The sequence below is a fragment of the Rhodococcus sp. IEGM 1354 genome (assembly GCF_030056855.1).
In the GTDB taxonomy this organism is placed as follows: Bacteria; Actinomycetota; Actinomycetes; order Mycobacteriales; family Mycobacteriaceae; genus Rhodococcoides.
Map to the genome: position 1 here is coordinate 171,537 of NZ_JASHKT010000010.1, position 22,626 is coordinate 194,162.

Sequence of the window (22,626 nt, forward strand, 5' to 3'; positions counted from 1 at the left end):
TTGTGGACGCTCAGATCAGTGCGATACGCCCAGTGCCGCCAGTGCCATGGTTCGCAACACCGGCCGAGCACTGCGCGACGGCGTGCGGCCCGCACTGTAGGGCGTGGAGTTGATGAGTCCGAACACTGCGTGCGCAGTAGTTCGGGCATCGGATTCGTTCAACTCCGGGTCGACGGCACACAAGGTCGCCACCCACAGCTCGACGTACTCGCGCTGCATCCGGCGCACCTTGCGTCGCGCTCCCTCGGGCAAACTTTGCAGGTCGCGATCCTGGATCCGGATGAATGCCGGTGTCTCGAAAGCGAAGTCGAGGTGAAAGTCGACCAGGGCCGACACCGTCGCTTCATCGACCTTCCGCGAGCCGACCACCTCGCGACCGCCGTCGAGCAGATACTCCGAGATTCCGACCATCAATTCGACGAGCACCGCCTCCTTGTTCGGAAAGTGGCGATAGACGGCGGGACCGCTGATACCGACGGCCGCGCCCAGATCCTCGAGCCGCACGGAGGTGAACCCGCGATCGGCGAACAACGACGCCGCGGCGTCGAGCAATTGTTGTCGACGCTCGGCTTTACGTTGCTCGCGCACGGTCGTCGGCTTCGTCTCCAACTGCCACACCCCCTCGACTCTGGACACTCAGTTAATCGTAGTTTACTATTCTGTCAGTTATCAACCATTAACTGAACTCCCGCGACACCGACGTCCAACCCTCGAAGGCGTGCACCTTATGGCGATCGATACCGCTGCCAACCGCGCAGATCATCAGCTCCTCACGCAGCAACTCTCCGACAAGCTCGCCGCCGCAGCCCTCGGCGGCAGCGCGAAGTCTCGGGAACGGCACATCGCCCGCGGCAAGCTGCTCCCCCGCGATCGCGTCGACGAGCTCCTGGACCCCGGCAGCCCCTTCCTCGAAATTTCCCCATTGGCCGCCAACGGTCTGTACGACGACGAGTGCCCCGGTGCCGGAGTCATCGCAGGCATCGGCCGGGTCTCCGGACGCGAGTGCGTGATCATCGCCAACGACGCCACCGTCAAGGGCGGCACCTACTACCCGATGACGGTGAAGAAGCATCTGCGTGCCCAGGAAATCGCCCTGCAGAACACCCTGCCGTGCATCTATCTCGTCGATTCCGGCGGCGCATTCCTCCCGCGTCAGGACGAGGTGTTCCCCGACCGCGACCACTTCGGACGCATCTTCTTCAATCAAGCGACCATGAGCGCCAAAGGAATTGCGCAGATCGCCGCCGTGATGGGCTCGTGCACTGCGGGTGGGGCATACGTGCCGGCGATGAGCGACGAGGCCATCATCGTCAAGAATCAAGGCACCATCTTCCTCGGCGGCCCGCCCCTGGTGAAAGCCGCGACCGGCGAGGTCGTCACCGCCGAAGAACTCGGTGGCGGAGATCTGCACTCGAAGGTCTCCGGCGTCACCGACCATCTGGCCGACGACGACCGCGACGCATTGCGCCGCGTCAGAAAGATCATCGCCACCCTCGGGCCCCGGACCGCACGGCCATGGGATGTCGTTCCCACCCGCGACCCGATCGCCGACCGGAGCGAGATCTACGACGTCGTCCCCACCGACCCGCGCACCCCGTACGACGTGCGAGAGGTGGTCACCCGGGTGGTCGACGCAGGCGAATTCGACGAGTTCAAAGCCGAGTACGGCAAAACACTCGTCACCGGATTCGCCCGCCTCCACGGCCATCCCGTCGGAATCATCGCGAACAACGGTGTGCTGTTCGCCGAATCTGCGATGAAGGGCGCGCATTTCATCGAACTCTGCGACAAGCGCAGCATCCCACTGGTGTTCTTGCAGAACATCACCGGCTTCATGGTCGGCCGAGACTACGAAGCCGGCGGCATCGCCAAGCACGGCGCGAAGATGGTCACCGCAGTGGCCTGCGCCCGCGTTCCGAAGATCACCGTCGTCATCGGCGGCTCGTACGGTGCAGGCAACTACTCCATGTGCGGCAGAGCGTATTCCCCGCGCTTCCTGTTCATGTGGCCGAACGCGCGGATTTCGGTGATGGGCGGCGAACAGGCCGCGTCCGTCCTTGCCACCGTCCGAGGTGACCAACTGGATGCGTCGGGTAATCCGTGGTCGGAGCAAGACCAGGAGGCGTTCAAAGCTCCGATTCGTGACCAGTACGAAAGTCAGGGCAACCCCTACTATTCGACAGCCCGGCTGTGGGACGACGGCATCATCGACCCCGCCGACACCAGAACTGTTCTCGGACTGGCACTCTCGGCGTGCGCCAATGCGCCGCTCGAGCCGGTCTCCTACGGCGTTTTCAGGATGTGAGAGGCATGAGCACGATGATCGACACCATTCTGATCGCCAACCGCGGCGAGATCGCCGTCCGAGTGGCACGCACGCTGCGTCGCATGGGCATTCGCACCGTCGCCGTCTACAGCGATGCGGACGCCGACGCCCGGCACGTCCGCGAGGCCGATACCGCGGTACGACTCGGCCCCGCCAGCGCACGCGAGAGCTACCTCGACATCGACAAGGTGATCGCCGCCGCGAAAGCCACTGGTGCACAGGGAATCCACCCCGGCTACGGCTTCCTCTCCGAGAACTCCCACTTCGCTGCGGCCTGCGCCGAAGCCGGAATCGCATTCCTCGGACCGCCGGAAAAGGCCATCGAGGTGATGGGCGACAAGATCGCCGCCAAGGCAGCGGTGAGCGCTTTCGGCGTCCCCGTCGTACCCGGCATTTCCCGACCGGGACTGTCCGACGACGACCTCGTCGCCGGTGCACCCGACGTCGGATTCCCGGTCCTGGTCAAGCCGTCCGCAGGTGGCGGCGGCAAGGGTATGCGTCTGGTCGAGCGCGCCGAGGATCTGCCTGCCGCGCTGGCCAGTGCCCGCCGCGAGGCGGCCTCCTCGTTCGGCGACGACACGCTGTTCCTCGAGCGATTCGTGTTGCGGCCCCGGCACATCGAGGTGCAGATCCTCGCCGACGGTCACGGCAACGTCATCCATCTCGGTGAGCGTGAATGCAGCCTGCAGCGACGCCATCAGAAGGTCATCGAAGAAGCACCGTCCCCACTGCTCGACGCGCAGACCCGAGCGCGTATCGGCGAGGCTGCCTGCAACACCGCTCGCAGCGTCGACTACTCCGGTGCCGGCACCGTGGAGTTCATCGTCTCCGCTGATCATCCCGACGACTTCTTCTTCATGGAGATGAACACCCGGCTGCAGGTGGAACACCCGGTGACCGAGATGGTGACCGGAATCGACCTCGTGGAGTGGCAGGTCAGGATCGCCGCCGGCGAGCCACTGACGCTGAATCAGAACGATATTCGGCTGACCGGCCACGCCATCGAGGCCCGCGTCTACGCCGAAGACCCCGGCCGCGGATTCCTTCCGACCGGTGGCACCGTCGTCGGGCTGCGCGAGCCCACCGGCACGGGCATCCGCGTCGACTCCGGCCTCGCCGTCGGCACCGAGGTGGGCAGCAACTACGACCCCATGCTCTCGAAAGTCATCGCGCACGGCCCGGATCGCAGCACGGCGCTGCGCACCCTGGATCGTGCGCTGGCCGATACCTCGGTACTCGGCGTCGTCACCAACATCGAGTTCGCTCGATTCCTGCTCGCCGACAACGAGGTCCGTGCCGGCAATCTCGACACCGGCCTACTGGACCGCCGGGTGGAGTCCTTCGTTGCCGCCGACGCCCCCGACGAGGCGATGATCGCCGCGGCCACCGTCCCATGGCTCGACACGTGGCAGGAGGCGGGCCAGGACATCTGGGCAACGCCGTCGGGGTGGCGAGTGGGAGCGCACGCTCCGTTCCAGCTCCGACTGACCTCCGGGACTCGAACCGCGCACGTGTCCATCACCGGGACCCTCGATGCGGCGACGGTCGTCGTCGACGACGAAGAACCACGCCGACTGCGAGCCTCCGCCACCGAGGATTCCATCGACCTCGTACTCGACGATCAACGCGAGTCGATGACCGTGGCCCGAAACGAATCGTCCACCTGGGTATCCAGCTCGCGCGGCACCTGGAGAATCGATCGAATCGCCGAACCCAATGTTCGCGAGGACGACACGCAGTCCGGTGACGCGGAGATCCTCTCGCCGATGCCGGGCTCGATCATCGCGATCGGAACGACTTCCGGCAGCGCCGTCACCGCAGGCACGGCCATCGTCGTCGTCGAGGCGATGAAAATGGAACACACCTTGATAACACCCATCGACGGCACCGTCGAATTGACTGTTGCAGTAGGGGATCAGGTCCGCGTGGACCAGGTCCTCGCCCGAATCGTTCCCGCCCACACCGAAGAGGACAAGTCATGACCGATCATCTGTCATCGTCGAATCTGCCCGACGAGTACCAGCAACTGGTGAAGTCCGTTGCCGATTTCACCAGGACGGTCGTGGCACCGGTCTCGGCGAAACATGATGCCGAGCACTCGTTTCCGTACGAGGTCGTCGCAGGGATGGCCGAGATGGGCCTGTTCGGTCTGCCCTTCCCCGAGGAGTACGGCGGTATGGGCGGCGACTACTTCGCGCTGTGCCTGGCCCTCGAAGAACTCGGCAAGGTCGATCAGAGCGTCGCGATGACACTCGAGGCCGGCGTCTCGCTCGGCGCCATGCCCGTCTACCGCTTCGGCAACGAGGAGCAGAAGCAGCAGTGGCTGCCCAAGCTCACTGCCGGCAGGGCACTGGCTGCGTTCGGGCTGACCGAACCCGGTGCCGGTAGCGACGCGGGCGGCACCAAGACCACCGCCAAGCGCGACGGCAACGACTGGATCATCAACGGCAGCAAGCAGTTCATCACCAACTCCGGCACCGATATCACCGAGCTGGTGACCGTCACCGCAGTGACCGGCGTGGACGAGGCCACCGGTCGTAAGCAGATCTCCTCGATCCTCGTGCCCACCGACACCCCCGGCTTCGTCGCCGAACCGGCCTACAACAAGGTCGGCTGGAATGCCTCCGATACGCACCCACTCAGCTTCACCGATGTGCGAGTCCCGCAGGAGAATCTGCTCGGCCAGGAGGGCCGTGGGTACGCGAACTTCCTGCACATCCTCGACGAGGGCCGGATCGCGATCGCAGCGGTATCGGTCGGTGCGGCGCAAGGCTGCGTCGACGAGAGCGTCAAATACGCCAAGGAGCGGGAGGCCTTCGGTGCCCCCATCGCCCGCAACCAGGCGATCTCGTTCAAGATTGCGCGGATGGAAGCCCGCGCCCACACCGCGCGCACGGCGTACTACGACGCGGCAGCATTGATGTTGGCGGGCAAGCCGTTCAAGAAGGCGGCGTCCATCGCCAAGCTCGTCGCCTCCGAGGCTGCGATGGACAACGCCCGCGACGCGACACAGATCCACGGCGGCTACGGCTTCATGAACGAATACGTCGTTGCCCGGCACTACCGCGACAGCAAGATCCTCGAAATCGGCGAGGGCACCACCGAAGTTCAGCTGATGCTGATCGCACGGAGCCTGGGACTATGACGGACAAGCATATTCGCCAGCGCGGCCTGTGGTTCGAGGAGATGGAGCTCGGGACCGTGTACGAGCACCGGCCCGGTCGAACCATCACCGAGGCCGACAACACGCTGTTCACCACGCAGACGATGAACACCCAGGCATTGCATCTCGACGCCGCTTACAGTGAGACAACAGCTTTCGGGCAGCGTCTGGTGAACTCGATGTTCACGGTGTCCACCCTCGTCGGGTTGTCGGTCGCGCAGCTGACCCAGGGCACCATCGTGGCCAATCTGGGCTTCTCCGAGGTCACCTTTCCCAAGCCACTGTTCCACGGCGACACCCTGTACGCGGAGACGGCGATCTCGGACAAGCGTGAATCCAAGTCTCGCCCCGGCGAGGGCATCGTGACGTTCACGCATACGGGCCGCAATCAGCACGGGGACGTCGTTGCGGTCGCTGTCCGCAAGACGCTGGTTCGGATGCGCCCTTCGGAGGACCCGTCGTGAGTTGGGTCCCGCCGGGACCGGCGTGGCTGTTCTGCCCGGCAGACCGTCCCGAGCGCTACGAAAAGGCCGCAGCACGAGCAGATGTGGTCATCCTCGACCTCGAAGACGCGGTCGGTGCCGCGGACAAGGCCGGTGCTCGCGAGTCCGTCGTGTCGACCGCCCTGGACCCATCGCGCACCATCGTCCGCATCAATGCGCACGGTACCGACGATCAGGCCGCCGATCTCCAGGCGTTGAAGAACACCGAGTACACGACCGTCATGCTGCCGAAATGCGAATCGGCCGACCAGATCAGCGCTCTGGCTCCGTTGAACGTCGTCGCGTTGATCGAGTCCCCCCTCGGCGCGATGACGGTGTTCGACGCTCTCGCGGCCGACAACGCCGTCGGTGCCATGTGGGGTGCCGAGGATCTGGTCGCTGCCATGGGCGGGAATTCGAGTCGGCTGAGTGACGGCCGCTACCGCGATGTCGCCCAACATGTTCGATCGCAGACCTTGCTCGCCGCCAAGGCACGCGGCGTGTTCGCGCTCGATTCCGTGTACCTCGACATCCCCGATCTCGACGGGGTTCGCGCGGAGGCCGACGACGCCGTCGCCGTCGGCTTCGACGGCAAGGTGGCCATCCACCCCAGCCACATCCCCGTCATCCGCGAGGCCTACGCGCCCACGGTCGAGGAAATCGATTGGGCCACAGCCGTACTCGACGCCGTCGAGCACAATCGCGGGGTGTTCGCCTTCCGAGGTCAGATGGTGGACGCACCGGTGCTGGCCCATGCTCGACGCATCGTCGCCCGTCGACCGATGTAGTTGCAGACGCCGATTAACGGCAGGCGCTGTACGGTGGCTGTACGAGCATCGGCACGGAAGGCGCAGCAATGACGGCGAAGGACCCCGCCCTGACGGCGCTGGCCCAGAACTGGCTGGCGTTGTCGGTCCTGCACGGTCGCATCGAGAGCCGCATCGAGAAGGCGCTGCAGGCCGGTCACAACCTCAGCGCTCGCGAGTACTGGCTGCTCGACGTCCTGGCACGTCAGCACGACGGGGTGGGTGGGCATCTGCAGATGAAGCAGGTGGCCGACGCCGTCGTACTGAGCCAGAGTGCGACGACCCGCCTGGTCACCCGCCTCGAGGACCGCGGACTGCTCACCCGTTACCTCTGCCCCACCGACCGCCGAGGCATCTACACCGACGTCAGCGACGAAGGCCTGGCCCTGCTCGAGGCAGCGCGGCCGACCAACGACGCGGCCCTGCGCGATGCCCTCGACGACGCAGCACGTGAACCGGACCTCGTCCCCCTCGTCGACGCCGTCCGCCGATCCGAGAACTGACGTCACTCGAGCTGTTCGACGACCGTCCGGGTCGTATCGGCGACAAGGGCGTTCATGGCCGGCGAATCCTCCGCACCCGACGTCGTGGCACTGAGGACGACGAGCAGGATCTTCTGACCTTCGGGTCCGAGCACCAGGCCCGCGTCGTTGGAGACACCGTAGCTACCGGTTCCGGTCTTGTCGGCCGACGTCCACTGTGGGGGAATGCCCGCACGGAAGCGGGCCGTGGAGGTTTGGGTACCGGCCATCCAGTCCAGCAACTGCTCTCGTGATGCCTGCGTCAGCACATCGCCGTCGAGCAGAGTCCGGTAGCCGGCAGCCATCGAGTTCGGCGTCGTGGTGTCGCGTGGGTCGTCGGGGATGGCCGTGTTCAACTCCGGCTCGGTGCGATCCAGCCGGAATTCGGTGTCCCCTACCGACCGGGCGAAGTCGGTGAGCGCCGCGGTGCCACCTGCTTCACGAATCAGCAGATTGCCGGATGTGTTGTCGCTCTTCGTCAACGCAGCGGAAGCGAGATCTGCGATGGTGACGACCGAGCCGGGTGCCCAATCGACGGCCGACTCGGGCACCTTGTCCTCTGCGGCGATTGTTCTGGTGTCGGTGAGCTGCAGCCTGCCTGCGTCGACGGCGGCGAGTACGGCCCCGACGGCATACACCTTGAACGTCGAGCAGAACGCGAAACGTTCGTCACCGCGATAACCCTGGATGGAACCGGACGTGAGATCGAGCGCGCTGACGCCGAGCCGAGCGGTGTCCCTCGCCTCGAGCTGAGAATATGGCTGTTCGGCCATGGCCTGATCGGTCGTGGTCCGAGATGCACTCGCTCCGGATTGCGGTGGCTCGGTAGTGGCCGTCGAGGAGCACGCGACGCCTGCCGTCAACGTTGCCGCCGCGATCACGGTAATCAGTCGGGTGGATGTCGAGGTACGCATGGGGTCATGCGATCACAGAACCGTCGGTACGTAGCTACTGGCCCCTCGGCCTTCCATTCCGCTTTTCGCCCAGCAGCTGTTCGCGGACTCGAGCGCCTGGTTGCAAAAGCCGACCACGCGGGTGCGTGGAACCTTCAGCTCCATTATCGTTACTTCTGGTACGTAACGGAGGGAATCAAACGATCTCGAACGATCCGCCCAGACGACAGCAATCAGGAGGTACTCCATGAACGCCACCACACGCGCGCTATTGAGCCCGGTCGTCGGAGCTATCGTCGCGCTCGCAATTATCTGGGGTGTCGGTGGCGACATCCCGATCTGGCGAGCCGCATCGATGGTTCTGGTCGGTGCGGGCGTCGTCTTCGGACTGAACTTCGCGTGGGAATCCAACCCCTGGACCGAAGATCCCACAAGCGACGAGCACGAGCAGGTCACAGCCCGATAGAGGAACACTGCGGGAGGATCGATCGACTTTCGACGGTGCCTCCCGCATTGCAACCGCCTGAGAAAAGCCTGGATTCCCCACGCTCACGGCCGTGCACTCACTGCGCGGTCCATGTCGGATCGCGTTTCTGCAGGAATGCGGTGATTCCTTCGACGACGTCCTGCGTGGTGCTGAGTCCATCCAATTCCCGACGGTTCTGTGCCCACGAATCTTTCTCGTGCGCGATGGCACCGTCGGTGATGCGTCGAGCCAGCCGCTTGGATGCGCGCACCGCCAGCGGAGCGCCCTCTGCGCAGAGGCGAGCGAGTTCGAGTGCGGTATCGAGGACATCGGTCGGGGCAACAACTCTGTTGACCAATCCCCATCGTGCGGCTTCCTGCGCGGAGATCGGCTGTCCGGTCAAGATCATCTCCAGGGCAATGTGTTCCGGCACCGCGGACATCAGCCGAAAAGCCCCGCCGGCGCCGGCGATGAGCCCACGCCGGATCTCGGGCAGGCCGAACACGGCCGTGTCCGACGCGACGACCATGTCCGAGACCAGAGCGATCTCGGTTCCGCCGCCCATCGCCGATCCGTTCACGGCCGCGATGACCGGAACCGAGATCGGGTGTCGGACAATGCCGGCAAACCCCCAGTGTTCGGTCTCGGACGGGGTCACCGCGCCGGGCCCTCCGGTGCCGAGGGCCTTCAGATCGGCACCGCCACAGAAAGTCGCCGACCCCGCGCCGGTCAGGACGATGGCTCGGACGTCTCGATCTACCTCGGCGGACTCCCACGCCTCCCCCAGCAACGTGTGCACGCGAGCGTCGATGCTGTTGGCAGCCTTCGGTCGGTTGATCGTGACGACGAGTACATGACCTTCCCGTCTCGTCAGGACAACAGGTTCGTTACTCGCTGCTTCGGACACGGATGTTCCCCTCGATGGTGTCGACAGTGACTGCGGTCCCGATGATTTCGCGTGCCGGATCGGTTCGATACAGGGACAACGCACGAGCGCTGGCCTTATCCCCGGGAGCCGTCTGTGCGGCGACACGTCGTCCGCGCTCGTCTCTCGCGACGAGGAACGCCTGGTTGGGTTCCTGCTGCCGCGAATGCTCGACGGAGACGGTCTCCACCACGAGAGTCCCGTCCTGTACAGGTGCTCGAGGCGGTGGTTCCGGCGTCAGCACTGCGGGTTCGGGATTTCCGACGTAGCCGAGTGGGTGCTGGTCGCCACCGAGCAGCACCGAGTGGTGATACGTCAGATAGCCGCCGTTCGCGTGCACCAGCGCACAGCTCTTTCCGCCGCGGATCTCGCGGACCGATGCGGTGATCGAATGCAGCGAATGGCTGCTGAGGGGACCACCGAAGGACGAATGACCACCGGTCACACTGGGTACCAATGATTTCGGCGTTCCGAGATGTCGGGTGGCGAGGGTCGGCACGATCGGGAAGCAGCTGTACACGTCGACCACGTCGAGTCGTTCGACTCCGATCTCCGCGGCACGCAAGGCTCGGTCCATCGCATCCTCCATCGCTGAAGACCGGCCGAAATCGCTGCGGTCGAGAATGTCGACCGAATCCTCGGCACCCGCACCACCCCAGACGAACACGATGTCACCCTCGGGGACACCGCGTTCTCGAGCTTCGGCCAAGCTGGTCACCACGATGCACGCCGCCTGGTCGACGAAGGGCATGGCGTTCATCGACAACGGATACGGCTCGCACACGATGCGGTTCTTCGGCGACGGCGTGCCGATGTCGGCAGCCGTCCGCGCTCGCCCGTTCCACGAGAACGGGTTCTTTTCGGCGACAACAGAAAACTCCGCATACAGGTCACTGCACTCGGCCAGTCGAGACTCCGGATCCAGTCCGGCCTCGAATCTGAAGCGGCTCTCGAACAACGGATAGATACGGACCGGCGTGATCAGTCCGGCCTCTTGCATTGCGGCACTTCCGAGTTGATCCAGATCGAAGGTGGGCGGACCACCCGGGTCCGCGCTCCATCCCCCATCCCGCACAGGTTCTCGCCCGGCCTTGACCAAGGCACCCATCGAGGCCTGCGCTTCACCGCCCGCGATCACCGCTACCGTCGACTCCCCGGACGCAATGCGCGAGGCTGCGCGATCGAGAAGGCGTGCCGGCCACTGACCACCGATCGGCGCGTCGAACACATCTGTGGGGGTCGCTCCGAGTTTGCGTCCCAGGGCGGCCGCAGGACTGCTGTAGGCCCAGCTGGCGATATGACAGAGTGCGATGCTGTCCGCGCGGCGAATCCACGGCTCCGAGGTCGGCGAGTCCTGGAGTGCCGCAGTCGCAGCGCGCGTGATCAGTTCCATGGGTTCGACGCCCACGGGTTCGCCGCGGCCGCTTGTTTCACCGACAGCCACGATCACCGGAACACGTGTCGGATCCACCGTCGACGCCTCCTGGCGTGCAGAACTCATGACCGGAAACCTATTACAGACAAGGATTGTCCGCAATGCCGGGGCAGATGCGACAATCCGTGGGTGACCGACGAATCCACCGACGAAGCCAGGAGCCGACGGGGCAGGCCGCGCGATCCTGACCTGGAGGACCGCGTCTACGACGCAGTGCTCGAGGTCTACTGGGAAAAGGGGTGGTCCGGCTTCACACTCGACGCCGTTGCCCGCCGCGCCTCCGTCGGCAGGGCGGCGCTCTACCGACGCTGGGAATCGAAGGGGGCCTTGGTCGTCGATGCGCTGGAGGCGCGAAGTCCGCTCGCGACGCCGATCGACCTCGGCAACCTGCGAGCGGACCTCGTCGAATTGGCGGTGCAGCTTCTGCAGGGCTACCGAGGGACAGCCGGTTTGGTCAGCCTGCGCGTCGCCCTCGACGCGCGGGTACATCCCGACCTCCTCGGCCGAATGATGGAGACACTGAACAAGAGCCGATTGGTCGCTGCCCGGCTGATCGTGCACCGAGCCCAGAAACGGGGCGAATTACCCGAGTCGGCCGACACGACGAGAGTTCTCGAACTGGTGACCGGGGCGGTTCTCAGCCATGTCATCTTCTCGCACCGCATCGACGGTGCCGATCGAGGTGACACCGAGGACCGCGTCTATGCAGAAAGTCTGGTCGACGCGGTCCTCGGTGGTGTGTAGCTACCGTCGTGCGCGTTTTGCGCGCCTCCAGGTACGCAAAACGCGCACGAGGGAAGCTGCTCAGAACGCGTGAGCACCGACCAGAGCCGGCATCGGCACCACGAAGAGGTCTGCGGTGGCGATGCGTCGCACTGCGCGATGGAGGGTGACCGACTGCAGCAACCCGTTGGCGTCCACCGTGTAGTCGACCTCGAGCACTCCCGCGGCGGTGCCGATCCGAATGGTCCCGGGACGGCTGGACCCTGCGTTGGCAGTGACGACCCCACCGATGACCGTAGCCGCTGCGGCCACAGCCACCGCGGAGGTCAGTCCGATGGCCGGGTGCGGGGCCATCATCGACAGCATGCGTACCGAGATGTCGTAGTCGGCGGCAGCGACGTGCTCGCCCGTGGTGGTCACGTACTCCCGCGGTGGCCCGACGATGCCGACCTTCGGAATGGCATGAGAGACAGGTTCTTCGGGCTTGCTCAGCCCCATCCGCAGAGCGGCCTGTCGGCGTAGCGCGATCAGAGTGGGGACGTGAGCGGCGACGACGTCGTTGGACTCCGACCCGGTCAGTCCGAAATCGGCGGCGTCGAACAATGCGGCGGGTGCGCCCGCTCGAACGAACGTTCCGCGGAACTCGTTGCCGCCGAGAACGACTCGATCGACCTCGGCGCCGGTGGGAAGCATCGTCACTCGGTCCGACGCCGGATCCGTGAAGGTCAACCCCACCGGGACACCGAGAGCCGTGGTGCCGGGGACGGACGCGTCGCCCTCGGCAGGAATGCGTCCGCCGGGGGTCGCGATCTCCGCCGCCAGAACTGCGCCGGTGTTCTCGTTGCGCATCCGGACCACGGTGACGTGGTCGTCGACGGCCACGAGACCGGTCTGCACGGCGTAGAGGCCGATTGCCGTCGCACAGTTTCCGCAGTTGCTGCCCCACTCCACGGTGCGGTTCTCGATGGCGACCTGGGCAAAGAGGTAGTCGACATCGATACCGGGTGCGCTGGAGCGTCGCACGATGGCGGCCTTGGAGGTGGTGGAGCTGCCACCCCCGACTCCGTCGAGCTGACGCGGGTCACCCGATCCGAAGGCCGCGGTCAGGATGTTGTCGAGACCGCCGGCGTCGGCGATGTACTGGTCGATGTCGACCGCGTTGAACAGCCAGCACTTGCTGGTGCCTCCACGCATCCACGTTCCACGAAGAGTGAACATCTGGTGTGCCTTCCGGTCAGGTTCCGATGCTTCCACCCTGCGACAGAGGATGGTCAAGCACAATTACGAAATATGTTCAGCCCGTACAGGAGCGCTTAACGCGCGCGTCCCGTCAGAACAGCTCGGGCACGACGACCAGGATCAACCAGCACAGGGCCGGCGCGATGGCGACGACGATTCCTGCATTGAGCAGCAGCTGACGGTAGAAGCGCGGGCGCTCGATGTTCTGCGCGTTTGCCAGTACGAGTGCACCGTTGGTCGAAAAGGGCGAGACGTCGACGACGGTCGCCGAGATGGCCAGAGCCGCGACGACTCCGACGACCGGCAGCGCACCGGTTCCCAGCAGCGGCATGGCCAGCGGAATGACGGCGGCCAGAAGGGCGGTGGAGGACGCGAACGCCGAGGTGATGCCGATGACGTAGCAGAGCACGATGGCCACGATGATCGGAGCACCGATGGTGATCGCCATTTCGGCCAGGTGATCGATGGTGCCCACTTCTTGCAGGATCGAGATGTAGGTGACCATGCCGGCGACCAGCAGAACCGTCGACCAACTGATGTCTGCGATGGCCTCGTTCTGCTTCTTCAGATCCGTGAACGCCAGGACGGCTCCGGCTCCGATGGCGATGAAGCTGATCGGCAGGTGCAGTACGAGAACGAGTACCAGGAGGGCGCCGATGAGGAAGAGCGTGAGCTTCTGGACGAACGTGACCGGGGCCGGGGCGTCGACCAGGGTGGTTGTGGTCGGACGAGTGAGCACCTGGGTGCTGCCGCCTGCCGAGCTGCCGCCGCCGGTACTGCCGCCGGTGGGGACGGACGTCTTGACCGGCGTTCCGCCTACGGGGCCACTGCCGGGAGCGGGATCGGTGGACCCCGTTGCCGTGTACTCGAAGCCCTTCATGCGGGCCAGGGCCGCGTAGCCGACAACCGTCAGCACCGAGAGCAGCAGGTTGATGCCGTAGCTGGCGAAGAACAGCGTCCACGGGTTCAGGGCGAGGCCGTTGCTCTCGACGATGTCGCGAACCAGTACACCGGAGACGGAGATCGGGGAGAACGCGCCTGCATGGGCACCGTTGATGACCATGATGCCCATGACCAGCGGGCTCATGCCGGTTCGAGCTGCGAACGCCATTGCGGCAGGCACGATCAGCGCCACCGCGGCGGGGCTGAAGGTACCGAGTGCCGTCAAGACCGAGGCGACGAAGAAGAACACCCACGGAACCACCGTCACTCGGCCGTGCACCGCTCGGATGCAGCTGTTGACCAGAAGATCGATGGTGCCGTTGCGTTTGGCCATGCCGAAGAAGTAGGTGACTCCGACGATGGTCAACACGATCGAGCTGGGGAACTCGTTCAGAATCTCCTTGTCGTCGAATCCCAGCGCGAAGTATCCGACCACGAAGGCACCGATGAAGCCGAGGATGCCGATGTTGATCGGAAAGAAGGTTGCGATCACGAACATCGCAACCAATGCGATGAGCGGGAGGATCTCGATGGAGGTCATGGGCGTCTTTCAGGTGGCTGGTAGGTGCTCGGTTACATCCGCACTCGAACGTTGCCCCAGTCACATTATTGACGTCCGCCTTTTAGGACAATATCGTTTTCTACCTAGCCGTTTAGCTCAGCTGAAAGATAGACGCATGAACCACACCTTCGACGTCGTGACGTTGTTTCTTCTTCTCGACATCGCCGAGGCCGGATCGCTGACGGCCGGTGCCGAGCGGGCGAACATGACCCCCTCCGCGGCGTCGCAGCGCATCAGCAAACTCGAACACGGCATCAAACAACCGGTGTTGACCCGCCTGCCACGCGGCGTACAACTCACCGAAGCCGGAGAAATCCTCACCAGCCGCGCCCGCTTGTTCAGACGGGAGATGCGCGCCGCGAGCGGCGACCTCGAAGCAATCCGGGGGCTCGAACGCGGTTCGGTGCGGCTCGGCTCGTTTCCCACGGTCAGCGCGTCGCTGCTCTCCGACGCGTTGAAGGACTACCACTCGCGGTGGCCCGGCGTCGACGTCCGCGTGCGATCGGCGGTACGCCCGCAGTTGCTCGACATGCTGCATTCGAGCGAAATCGACCTGGCGCTGCTGTGGAGCTACGCCTGGACGGAGGAGGCAGAACGATCACTGTCCCTCGAGCCGCTGATGGAAGACCCGACCGTGCTGCTGCTGCCGATCGACGACGATCGGGTCCAGCACGACGTGTCGCTGCACGACCTTCGTGACGCGCGATGGATCATCCGCAGCAACGACCACCCGGCTGCCGAGGTTCTCTATCGCAGTTGTCGCGTAGCAGGATTCGAGCCCGACGTCGTCTACGAGGCACACGACTATCAAGAGATCGAGGCCATGGTGGCTGCCGGCGTCGGGATCGCCATGGTGCCCGGGTTGTCGGTGATTCACCATCGACCCGACGTCACCACCATCGACTTCCCCGACACGGATCGGGTGCCGACGCGGGTCATCTACATCGCGTCACTCGCCAGGCGTCAGTACACCCCGGCGATGTATGCCATCTCGACCGCGTTGCGCGGTGCGGCCGAGCGCATCGCGGCTGCGACTACAACAGTTCCCTGATGGCGTTCTCGAAGCCGGTGACGTGTTCGAGGGTCAGTTCGGCCGCGGTATCGGCGTCGCCGTCGATGATCGCCTGCAGCAACACGACGTGCTCACGGACATGGCCGGCCACATTCGGCAGTCGGTCGAGAAACAGGCACCAGATGCGAGTGGCGTGTGCGTCGAGGCTGACCAGAATGTCTTCGAGGTGGGGATTGCCCGACGCCCGATAGATCTCTCGATGCACCGCAACATCTTTGCGCAGCACCTCGCGTGAATCGTCGGTGTCGTCGATGCTCGCAATGGAGGCCGCGAGCTCGGCCAGCCGGTCTCGGGCCGCCCGTGTCGCCGTCCGCGCCGCCCGAGCCGAGGCCGCCGGCTCGAGCTGCTTGCGGATCTCCGAGATGTTGGCCAGGTCGGTCATGTCGACGGCGGTCGCGAAGGTTCCGCGCCGGGGATACGCGACGACGAGGCGCTCTCGTTCGAGTCGTTTTAGACCCTCACGAATCGGTGTGCGACCCAACCCCAATTGCTCGGCCAGGCGGTCGTCGTTGATCGGTTCACCCGGACGAATTTCCAGCATGATCAGCTGCTCACGCACTATTTCGTAGGCTCGATCGGCATTGGTTCCGACAAACTGCGTTGCATCCATCACCGGCTGAATTTCGATCGTCATCTTCTCTGCTCACTCCCGGTCGACGCCCCGCCCTTGACGGCTCTGCTTTGTGATCTTACTCTATTGGCATCTTGATATATCAGTTCCAGATCATTGATCTTCCAGAAGGGCGGCCATCTTGACGCAGGACTTCGCACCGACGGCGACGGCACCGCACCCGAGAGGCGTGACGAACCGAGTACTCGCCGATCTCGACCCCGAGGTGCACCGCGCGATCAGTGCCGAGCTCGGCCGCCAGCAGAACACCCTGGAAATGATCGCCAGTGAAAACTTCGCACCGCTGGCCGTCATGCAGGCGCAGGGTTCGGTGCTGACGAACAAGTACGCCGAGGGCTACCCCGGCAGGCGCTACTACGGCGGATGCGAAAACGTCGACGTCATCGAACAACTCGCGATCGACCGGCTCAATGCCCTGTTCGGATCGTCGTTCGCCAACGTGCAGCCGCACTCCGGTGCTCAGGCCAATGCCGCTGCGATGTCGGCACTGCTGCAGCCGGGCGATTCGATTCTCGGTCTCGCACTCGCCCACGGCGGACACCTGACGCACGGCATGAAGCTGAACTTCTCGGGCAAGCTCTACGACGTCTCGGCCTACCACGTCCGCGAAGACGACCATCTCGTAGACATGGAAGAGGTGGAGCGCCTCGCCCACGAACACCGTCCCAAGCTGATCATGGCCGGGTGGTCCGCCTACCCGCGCCACCTCGACTTCGCCGAATTCCGCCGCATCGCAGACGAAGTCGGTGCCTACCTGATGGTGGACATGGCGCACTTCGCCGGCCTGGTCGCCGCCGGACTGCACCCGTCACCGGTACCGCATGCACACGTGGTCACCTCGACGACGCACAAGACGCTCGGCGGCCCACGCGGTGGTGTGATCATCACCAACGATGCCGCTCTGGCGAAGAAATTCAACTCGTCGGTCTTCCCCGGCCAGCAGGGCGGGCCCCTCGAACACGTCATCGCGGCGAAGGCCGTCGCCTTCAAACTCGCTGCCGAAGAGGACTTTCGGGAACGGCAGCAGCGCACCCTCGAAGGCGCGAAGATCCTGGCCGATCGACTGCTGACCGACGACGCAGCAGCCGCAGGTATCGACGTGGTCTCGGGCGGCACCGACGTCCACCTCGTTCTCGTCGACCTGCGCAAGTCCGAACTGGACGGCAAGCAGGCCGAGGACAGACTCCACCACGTCGGAATCACCGTGAACCGCAACGCCGTTCCGTTCGATCCACGGCCACCCATGGTGAGCTCGGGAGTCCGGATCGGCACCCCTGCCCTCGCGACCCGCGGCTTGGACGCCACGGCGTTCGCCGAGGTCTCCGACGTCATCGCCCACGCGTTGCGTCCCGACACCGACGACCGCGGACTCGATGCACTGCGCATCCGGGTCGAATCCGTTGCCGCGCAGTTCCCCCTCTACTCCGACCTGACGGAAGGCTACCGATGACCGCCCCCGCAACCCCACCGGGCGCACATCTGCCCGACCACCCGGACTTCCTGTGGCGCAACCCCGAGCCGAAGAAGTCCTACGACGTCGTGATCATCGGCGGCGGCGGACACGGCCTGGCCACCGCGCACTACCTCGCCAAGAACCACGGCATCACCAATGTGGCTGTGCTGGAGAAGGGGTGGCTCGCCGGCGGAAACATGGCGCGCAACACCACCCTCATCCGGTCCAACTACCTGTGGGACGAGAGCGCGCGCATCTACGAGCACTCGCTGAAGCTGTGGGAAGGGCTCGCCGACGACCTCGACTACCCCATCCTGTTCAGCCAGCGCGGCGTCCTCAACCTCGCGCACAGCCTGCAGGATGTGCGCGACAGCGTGCGACGCGTCGAGGCCAACCGACTCAACGGCATCGACGCTCAGTGGGTCGACCCCGACGAGGTCAAGAAGCTGTGCCCGATCGTCAACATCTCCAGCGACATTCGCTACCCGGTGCTCGGTGCGACGTACCAGCCACGCGCCGGCATCGCCAAGCACGACTACGTCGCCTGGGGATTTGCCCGACGCGCCGACGCGGCCGGCATCGACATCATCCAGAACTGCGAGGTCACCGGCTTCACCACCGACGGCAACCGCGTCACCGGGGTGAAGACCACGCGTGGCGATATCGCCACCGGCCAGGTTGCACTGTGCGCGGCCGGGCACACCTCGACGCTGACGGACATGCTCGGCATCAAGACTCCGCTGCAGAGCCATCCCCTACAGGCCCTCGTCTCGGAGTTGCTCGAGCCCGTGCATCCCACGGTCGTCATGTCGAATGCCGTGCACGTGTACGTCTCTCAGGCCCACAAGGGCGAACTGGTGATGGGTGCAGGCGTCGACTCCTACAACGGCTACGGCCAGCGCGGTGCGTTCCACATCATCGAACGGCAGATGGCAGCTGCAGTCGAGTTGTTCCCGGTCTTCGCTCGCGCGCACCTGCTGCGCACCTGGGCCGGCATCGTGGACGTCTGCCCCGATGCCTCCCCCATCGTCGGACGCACGCCGTTCGACAACGTATTCCTCAATTGTGGTTGGGGTACAGGCGGATTCAAGGCCACCCCCGGTGCCGGTTGGTGCCTGGCCGACACCATCGCCAACGACGAGGTGCACGAGTACATCGCACCGTTCAGTCTCGACCGATTCGTCACCGGCGCACTGGTGGACGAGCACGGTGCCGCAGGCGTGGCGCACTAGTTTCTCCGCCCCGACACACGCAGCACCCGAACGAGAAATCTTGGAGTGGCAATGCAATTGATCGAATGCCCGTGGTGCGGGAGTCGAGAAGAGACCGAGTTCCACTACGGCGGCCAGGCGCACATCGCCTACCCCGAGGAGCCCTCGGCACTCACCGACGAACAGTGGGCACACTTCGTGTTCTTCCGCGACAACCCCAAGGGGCTCTTCGCAGAACGGTGGAGTCACAGCGCAGGCTGTCGGCGTTGGTTCAACGCCGTACGAGACACCGCCACCTACCGAATCCACAGTGTCTATCGCCTCGACGACCCGAAGCCGGTGAACCCATGACCGCATTCCGCACCGCATCCGGCGGCCGCATCGACCGCACGAGCACTTTCGACTTCACGTTCGGCGGCTCGGACCTGCAGGGCCACCCGGGCGACACGCTGGCATCTGCATTGCTCGCCAACGGCATTCACCAGGTCACCACCAGCATCAAGCTGGGCAGGCCCCGCGGATTCACCGCTGCATGGGCCGAGGACACCGGCGGACTCGTACAGATCGAGGAGCCGTTCCCCGAGCCGATGCTGCTCGCAACGACGATCGAGCTGTACGACGGCCTGGTCGCTCGGGGCATCCCCGGACAGGGGCGGCTCGCCGAGATCTCCGACTCCGCCAAGTACGACGCCATGCACGCCCACGCCGACCTGTTGGTCGTCGGCGCCGGTCCGGCCGGTCTGACGGCCGCTCTGGTCGCCGCCCGCGGTGGCGCTCGCGTGGTCGTCGTCGACGATCAGAGCGAGTTCGGCGGCTCCCTGCTCGGCTCCGACGACGTCATCGACGGACGGCCGGCCCTGGACTGGGTTGCCGACGCGGTGGCCGAGTTGTCGACCTTCCCCGACGTGACCTTGCTGCGCCGCACCACCGCATTCGGTTCCTACGACGACGGCTTCGTGCTCGCCCTCGAGCGCCGCACCGATCACCTGGGCTTGGAAGCGCCTACAGCCCTGAGCCGTCAGCGCGTCTGGCGTATTCGTTCACGACACGTCCTGGTGGCCACCGGTGCCCACGAACGCCCAGTCGTCTTCACCGACAACGACCGACCCGGAATCATGTTGGCGCACAGCGCACGTACGTTCCTGCATCGCTACGGCGTGACGGTAGGAACCGAGGCCGTGGTGTTCACCACCAACGACAGCGCGTACAAGGCCGCCGTCGATCTGCACGACGCCGGGGTCCGCATCGCGCGCATCGTCGATGCCCGCTCCGAGGCACCGGAACACTGGCTCGGCCTGTGCCGCGAACGCGGGATCGAGGTGCGCACCGGCAGCGTCGTATCCGGCACGCGCGGCGACACCCGCGTCACCCATGCACTGGTGACCGGCGCCGACGGTGCCACCGACACGGTGGGCTGCGACGTACTGCTCGTCAGTGGTGGCTGGAACCCGGCCGTGCACCTGTTCAGCCAGGCCCGCGGAAAGCTGCGCTACGACGGCGAACTCGGCGCATTCGTGCCCGCGGACGCAGTCGAGGGCATCAGTGTCGCCGGTTCGGCCTCGGGGGTCTTCGATCTGGCCGGATGCTTACGCGACGGCAGCGCGGCCGCGGCAGGCGTGCTGACCCGTCTCGGCTTCGACATCACCGAAACGTCGCCACCAGCAGCCGAATCCGTGCCGAGCACCGAGTCGCTGGTGCTGTGGCGGGTGCGCGACGACTTCGGCGCCGACAGCCAGTTCGTCGACGTACAGCGTGACGCGACCGTGGCCGATCTGGTCCGCGCCGTCGGTGCGGGCATGTCGTCGATGGAACACATCAAGCGTTACACCACGATCGGCACCGCGCACGATCAGGGCAAGACCTCCGGTGTGGTGTCCTCGGGCATCGTGGCGGAACTGCTCGACAAGCCGGTCGAGAACCTGGGTACCACCACCTTCCGACCGCCGTACACCCCGGTGGCGTTCGCTGCGTTGGCCGGCCGCAACCGAGGCATGGCGTTCGATCCGGAACGGGTTACCGCAGTCCACGATTGGCACGTCGCACGCGGCGCGGTCTTCGAGGACGTCGGACAGTGGAAGCGGCCCCGCTACTACCCACTGCCCGGCGAGGAGATGCAAGACGCCGTGCTCCGCGAGTGCGCGGCCGTGCGTGCGAGCGTCGGCATGCTCGACGGTTCGACCCTCGGCAAGATCGACGTGCAGGGCCCCGACGCCGGTGTGGTGCTGGACATGTTCTACACGAACATGATGAGCAACTTGAAGGTCGGCATGGTTCGGTACGGCGTGATGTGCGGTGCCGACGGCATGGTGATCGACGACGGCACCGTGATGCGTCTGGCGGACGACCGATTCCAGGTGTTCACCACCACGGGCGGCGCAGCAGGAATGCTCGACTGGATGGAGGAATGGCTGCAGACCGAGTGGCCGCACCTGGCGGTTCGGCTGACGTCGGTCACCGAGCAGTGGGCCACGTTCCCCGTTGTCGGGCCGCGCTCCCGCGACCTCGTCGGCGAGATCTTCCCCGAGCTCGACGTGTCCAACGAGGCGTTCCCGTTCATGGCCTGGCGAGACGCCTCGGTCGACGGTGTGCCGGTGCGCGTGGCGCGCATCAGCTTCTCCGGTGAACTGGCCTTCGAGGTGAACATCGATTCGTGGCACGCCCACGCACTGTGGTCGCGGCTGATCGATGCGGGCGAAAAGTACCGCATCACCCCGTACGGCACCGAGACCATGCACGTGCTGCGGGCCGAGAAGGGCTACCCCATCGTCGGCCAGGACACCGACGGCACCGTCACCCCGCAGGATCTCGGCATGAGCTGGGCGGTATCGAAGAAGAAGCTCGACTTCATCGGGAAGCGCTCGTTCGACCGTGCCGAGAACCGGAACCCGTTGCGCAAGCAGTTCGTCGGGCTCTTGCCCGTCGATCGGGAGACCGTCCTCCCCGAGGGCTCGCAGATCATCGAGCACTCCGAGAGCGGCGTCCTCCCCGAGCTTCCGGTACCGATGCTCGGCCACGTCACGTCGAGTTACGCCAGCGCAGAATTGGGCAGGCCGTTCGGGCTGGCCCTGCTCGAAGCCGGACGTGACCGACTCGGCGACATCCTGCACGTCCCGGTGGGCGACACCCTCGTCGCCGTAGAAGTCACCGGCTCCGTACTCGTCGACCCGGAAGGTAACCGCCGTGATGGCTGACCGACTCGCCGCCAGAAGACCACTCGCAGAGACGGTTCTGCCGGACTCGCCCGCTGTGCGCATCGTGGAGGAGCCGTTCCTCGCCGGGATCGACCTGTGGGTCGACCCGAACGGGCCCGGCGGTGCCGCTGCCTCGACCGAGCTCGGCACCGAGCTGCCCGGCCCCGGCCGCGTCGCCGAAGGCACGAACACCACCGCGATCTGGCTCGGTCCCGAGGAGTGGCTGGTCATCGGAGCAGGACTCGATCCGGTCGAACTCGAACACCGTCTCGGCTCGGCCGTTCGTGAGCATCGGGGTGCGGCCACCGATGTGTCCGCACAGCGAACCAGCCTGCGCCTGAGCGGTTCCAGAGCCCGCGACGTGCTGGCCAAGGGGTGCTCGATCGATCTGCACCCCCGCGTCTTTCCAGCCGGGTCGACGGTACAGACGATGCTGGCGATGGCAGGCATGATCCTGATCGCCTGCGACGACACCGGAACGGACTACCGCATCCTCGTGCGCTCGTCGTTCGCACGCTATCTCGCGGCCTGGATGACCGACGCGGCCGAGGAATACACCGACGTCGGCTAATTCGGACTCCGAAC

The 22,626-nt window shown here is 65.3% G+C and carries 21 protein-coding genes; 14 read left to right on the plus strand and 7 right to left on the minus strand.

Annotated features, from left to right (window positions below):
• Positions 1-15: 15 nt before the first annotated feature.
• Positions 16-636 carry an SACE_7040 family transcriptional regulator gene (locus QM588_RS20775; RefSeq protein WP_283316177.1) on the minus strand — a complete coding sequence of 207 codons (621 nt, stop codon included), beginning with the start codon at positions 634-636 and terminating at the stop codon, positions 16-18.
• Positions 637-727: 91 nt separating this feature from the next.
• Here QM588_RS20775 and QM588_RS20780 point away from each other — a divergent pair, with 91 nt between their 5' ends.
• The 6 genes from QM588_RS20780 to QM588_RS20805 all read left to right on the plus strand — a co-directional run bounded on the left by QM588_RS20780 (position 728) and on the right by QM588_RS20805 (position 7,280).
• Positions 728-2,305, plus strand: a complete 1,578-nt coding sequence (locus tag QM588_RS20780) for a carboxyl transferase domain-containing protein (RefSeq protein WP_283316179.1) — start codon at positions 728-730, stop codon at positions 2,303-2,305.
• 5 nt (positions 2,306-2,310) lie between these two features.
• Complete coding sequence (locus tag QM588_RS20785) at positions 2,311-4,308, plus strand: acetyl/propionyl/methylcrotonyl-CoA carboxylase subunit alpha (RefSeq protein WP_283316180.1); 1,998 nt, start codon at positions 2,311-2,313, stop codon at positions 4,306-4,308.
• A complete protein-coding gene (locus tag QM588_RS20790; RefSeq protein WP_283316181.1) occupies positions 4,305-5,471 on the plus strand; it encodes an acyl-CoA dehydrogenase family protein in 1,167 nt (388 codons plus the stop codon). Before QM588_RS20785 ends, QM588_RS20790 begins: the two co-directional genes overlap by 4 nt.
• Positions 5,468-5,953 (plus strand): MaoC family dehydratase, encoded by a 486-nt coding sequence (locus tag QM588_RS20795; RefSeq protein ID WP_283316183.1) that lies wholly within the window; start codon positions 5,468-5,470, stop codon positions 5,951-5,953. Before QM588_RS20790 ends, QM588_RS20795 begins: the two co-directional genes overlap by 4 nt.
• The gene (locus QM588_RS20800; protein WP_283316186.1) at positions 5,950-6,759 is read left to right on the plus strand and encodes an HpcH/HpaI aldolase/citrate lyase family protein; all 810 of its coding nucleotides are present in this window, start codon (positions 5,950-5,952) and stop codon (positions 6,757-6,759) included. The genes QM588_RS20795 and QM588_RS20800 overlap by 4 nt, the downstream gene beginning before the upstream one ends.
• A gap of 68 nt (positions 6,760-6,827) precedes the next feature.
• Positions 6,828-7,280 (plus strand): MarR family winged helix-turn-helix transcriptional regulator, encoded by a 453-nt coding sequence (locus QM588_RS20805; RefSeq protein WP_283316188.1) that lies wholly within the window; start codon positions 6,828-6,830, stop codon positions 7,278-7,280.
• 2 nt (positions 7,281-7,282) lie between these two features.
• On the opposite strand, the gene bla is transcribed toward QM588_RS20805, so the two are convergent.
• The gene (bla, locus tag QM588_RS20810) at positions 7,283-8,212 is read right to left on the minus strand and encodes a class A beta-lactamase (protein WP_283316191.1); all 930 of its coding nucleotides are present in this window, start codon (positions 8,210-8,212) and stop codon (positions 7,283-7,285) included.
• A 226-nt stretch (positions 8,213-8,438) separates the two neighbouring features.
• Here bla and QM588_RS20815 point away from each other — a divergent pair, with 226 nt between their 5' ends.
• Entirely contained in the window at positions 8,439-8,657 is a 219-nt protein-coding gene (locus QM588_RS20815) for a hypothetical protein (RefSeq protein WP_283316193.1), read from the plus strand.
• Between the two features lie 97 nt (positions 8,658-8,754).
• Here QM588_RS20815 and QM588_RS20820 read toward each other — a convergent pair whose 3' ends face one another.
• Positions 8,755-9,564, minus strand: coding sequence for an enoyl-CoA hydratase/isomerase family protein (locus tag QM588_RS20820; RefSeq protein ID WP_283316195.1), 810 nt, complete (start codon positions 9,562-9,564; stop codon positions 8,755-8,757).
• Positions 9,545-11,083 carry an acetyl-CoA acetyltransferase gene (locus QM588_RS20825; RefSeq protein ID WP_283316196.1) on the minus strand — a complete coding sequence of 513 codons (1,539 nt, stop codon included), beginning with the start codon at positions 11,081-11,083 and terminating at the stop codon, positions 9,545-9,547. Before QM588_RS20825 ends, QM588_RS20820 begins: the two co-directional genes overlap by 20 nt.
• Positions 11,084-11,146: 63 nt before the next feature.
• On the opposite strand from QM588_RS20825, the gene QM588_RS20830 reads away from it, so the two are divergent.
• The gene (locus QM588_RS20830; protein WP_283316197.1) at positions 11,147-11,761 is read left to right on the plus strand and encodes a TetR/AcrR family transcriptional regulator; all 615 of its coding nucleotides are present in this window, start codon (positions 11,147-11,149) and stop codon (positions 11,759-11,761) included.
• A 60-nt stretch (positions 11,762-11,821) separates the two neighbouring features.
• On the opposite strand, the gene QM588_RS20835 is transcribed toward QM588_RS20830, so the two are convergent.
• Both QM588_RS20835 and QM588_RS20840 read right to left on the minus strand, forming a co-directional pair.
• On the minus strand, positions 11,822-12,958 hold the full coding sequence (locus QM588_RS20835) for a PrpF domain-containing protein (RefSeq protein WP_283316200.1): 1,137 nt from the start codon (positions 12,956-12,958) through the stop codon (positions 11,822-11,824).
• A 112-nt stretch (positions 12,959-13,070) separates the two neighbouring features.
• Positions 13,071-14,462, minus strand: a complete 1,392-nt coding sequence (locus QM588_RS20840; protein ID WP_283316202.1) for an SLC13 family permease — start codon at positions 14,460-14,462, stop codon at positions 13,071-13,073.
• Positions 14,463-14,598: 136 nt separating this feature from the next.
• Here QM588_RS20840 and QM588_RS20845 point away from each other — a divergent pair, with 136 nt between their 5' ends.
• Complete coding sequence (locus QM588_RS20845) at positions 14,599-15,534, plus strand: LysR family transcriptional regulator (protein WP_032367892.1); 936 nt, start codon at positions 14,599-14,601, stop codon at positions 15,532-15,534.
• Here QM588_RS20845 and QM588_RS20850 read toward each other — a convergent pair.
• Positions 15,518-16,189, minus strand: a complete 672-nt coding sequence (locus QM588_RS20850) for a GntR family transcriptional regulator (protein ID WP_027494729.1) — start codon at positions 16,187-16,189, stop codon at positions 15,518-15,520. The two genes, QM588_RS20845 and QM588_RS20850, sit on opposite strands and share 17 nt — an antisense overlap.
• A gap of 166 nt (positions 16,190-16,355) precedes the next feature.
• Here QM588_RS20850 and glyA point away from each other — a divergent pair, with 166 nt between their 5' ends.
• The 5 genes from glyA to QM588_RS20875 are packed head-to-tail and all read left to right on the plus strand — an operon-like array spanning position 16,356 to position 22,612.
• Positions 16,356-17,636 carry a serine hydroxymethyltransferase gene (glyA, locus tag QM588_RS20855; RefSeq protein WP_283316232.1) on the plus strand — a complete coding sequence of 427 codons (1,281 nt, stop codon included), beginning with the start codon at positions 16,356-16,358 and terminating at the stop codon, positions 17,634-17,636.
• On the plus strand, positions 17,633-18,871 hold the full coding sequence (locus QM588_RS20860; protein WP_032367894.1) for a sarcosine oxidase subunit beta family protein: 1,239 nt from the start codon (positions 17,633-17,635) through the stop codon (positions 18,869-18,871). Before glyA ends, QM588_RS20860 begins: the two co-directional genes overlap by 4 nt.
• A gap of 51 nt (positions 18,872-18,922) precedes the next feature.
• Positions 18,923-19,201, plus strand: a complete 279-nt coding sequence (locus QM588_RS20865; RefSeq protein ID WP_032377699.1) for a sarcosine oxidase subunit delta — start codon at positions 18,923-18,925, stop codon at positions 19,199-19,201.
• Entirely contained in the window at positions 19,198-22,041 is a 2,844-nt protein-coding gene (locus tag QM588_RS20870) for a 2Fe-2S iron-sulfur cluster-binding protein (protein ID WP_283316205.1), read from the plus strand. Before QM588_RS20865 ends, QM588_RS20870 begins: the two co-directional genes overlap by 4 nt.
• Entirely contained in the window at positions 22,034-22,612 is a 579-nt protein-coding gene (locus QM588_RS20875; RefSeq protein ID WP_283316207.1) for a sarcosine oxidase subunit gamma, read from the plus strand. Before QM588_RS20870 ends, QM588_RS20875 begins: the two co-directional genes overlap by 8 nt.
• Positions 22,613-22,626: the final 14 nt, after the last annotated feature.

Coding starts and splice junctions, on each gene's coding strand:
- QM588_RS20780 (WP_283316179.1), top strand. CDS start 728: ATGGCGATCGATACCGCTGCCAACCGCGCAGATCATCAGCTCCTCACG.
- QM588_RS20785 (WP_283316180.1), top strand. CDS start 2,311: ATGAGCACGATGATCGACACCATTCTGATCGCCAACCGCGGCGAGATC.
- QM588_RS20790 (WP_283316181.1), top strand. CDS start 4,305: ATGACCGATCATCTGTCATCGTCGAATCTGCCCGACGAGTACCAGCAA.
- QM588_RS20795 (WP_283316183.1), top strand. CDS start 5,468: ATGACGGACAAGCATATTCGCCAGCGCGGCCTGTGGTTCGAGGAGATG.
- QM588_RS20805 (WP_283316188.1), top strand. CDS start 6,828: ATGACGGCGAAGGACCCCGCCCTGACGGCGCTGGCCCAGAACTGGCTG.
- bla (WP_283316191.1), bottom strand. CDS start 8,212: ATGCGTACCTCGACATCCACCCGACTGATTACCGTGATCGCGGCGGCA.
- QM588_RS20815 (WP_283316193.1), top strand. CDS start 8,439: ATGAACGCCACCACACGCGCGCTATTGAGCCCGGTCGTCGGAGCTATC.
- QM588_RS20825 (WP_283316196.1), bottom strand. CDS start 11,083: ATGAGTTCTGCACGCCAGGAGGCGTCGACGGTGGATCCGACACGTGTT.
- QM588_RS20835 (WP_283316200.1), bottom strand. CDS start 12,958: ATGTTCACTCTTCGTGGAACGTGGATGCGTGGAGGCACCAGCAAGTGC.
- QM588_RS20840 (WP_283316202.1), bottom strand. CDS start 14,462: ATGACCTCCATCGAGATCCTCCCGCTCATCGCATTGGTTGCGATGTTC.
- QM588_RS20845 (WP_032367892.1), top strand. CDS start 14,599: ATGAACCACACCTTCGACGTCGTGACGTTGTTTCTTCTTCTCGACATC.
- QM588_RS20850 (WP_027494729.1), bottom strand. CDS start 16,189: ATGACGATCGAAATTCAGCCGGTGATGGATGCAACGCAGTTTGTCGGA.
- QM588_RS20860 (WP_032367894.1), top strand. CDS start 17,633: ATGACCGCCCCCGCAACCCCACCGGGCGCACATCTGCCCGACCACCCG.
- QM588_RS20865 (WP_032377699.1), top strand. CDS start 18,923: ATGCAATTGATCGAATGCCCGTGGTGCGGGAGTCGAGAAGAGACCGAG.
- QM588_RS20870 (WP_283316205.1), top strand. CDS start 19,198: ATGACCGCATTCCGCACCGCATCCGGCGGCCGCATCGACCGCACGAGC.
- QM588_RS20875 (WP_283316207.1), top strand. CDS start 22,034: ATGGCTGACCGACTCGCCGCCAGAAGACCACTCGCAGAGACGGTTCTG.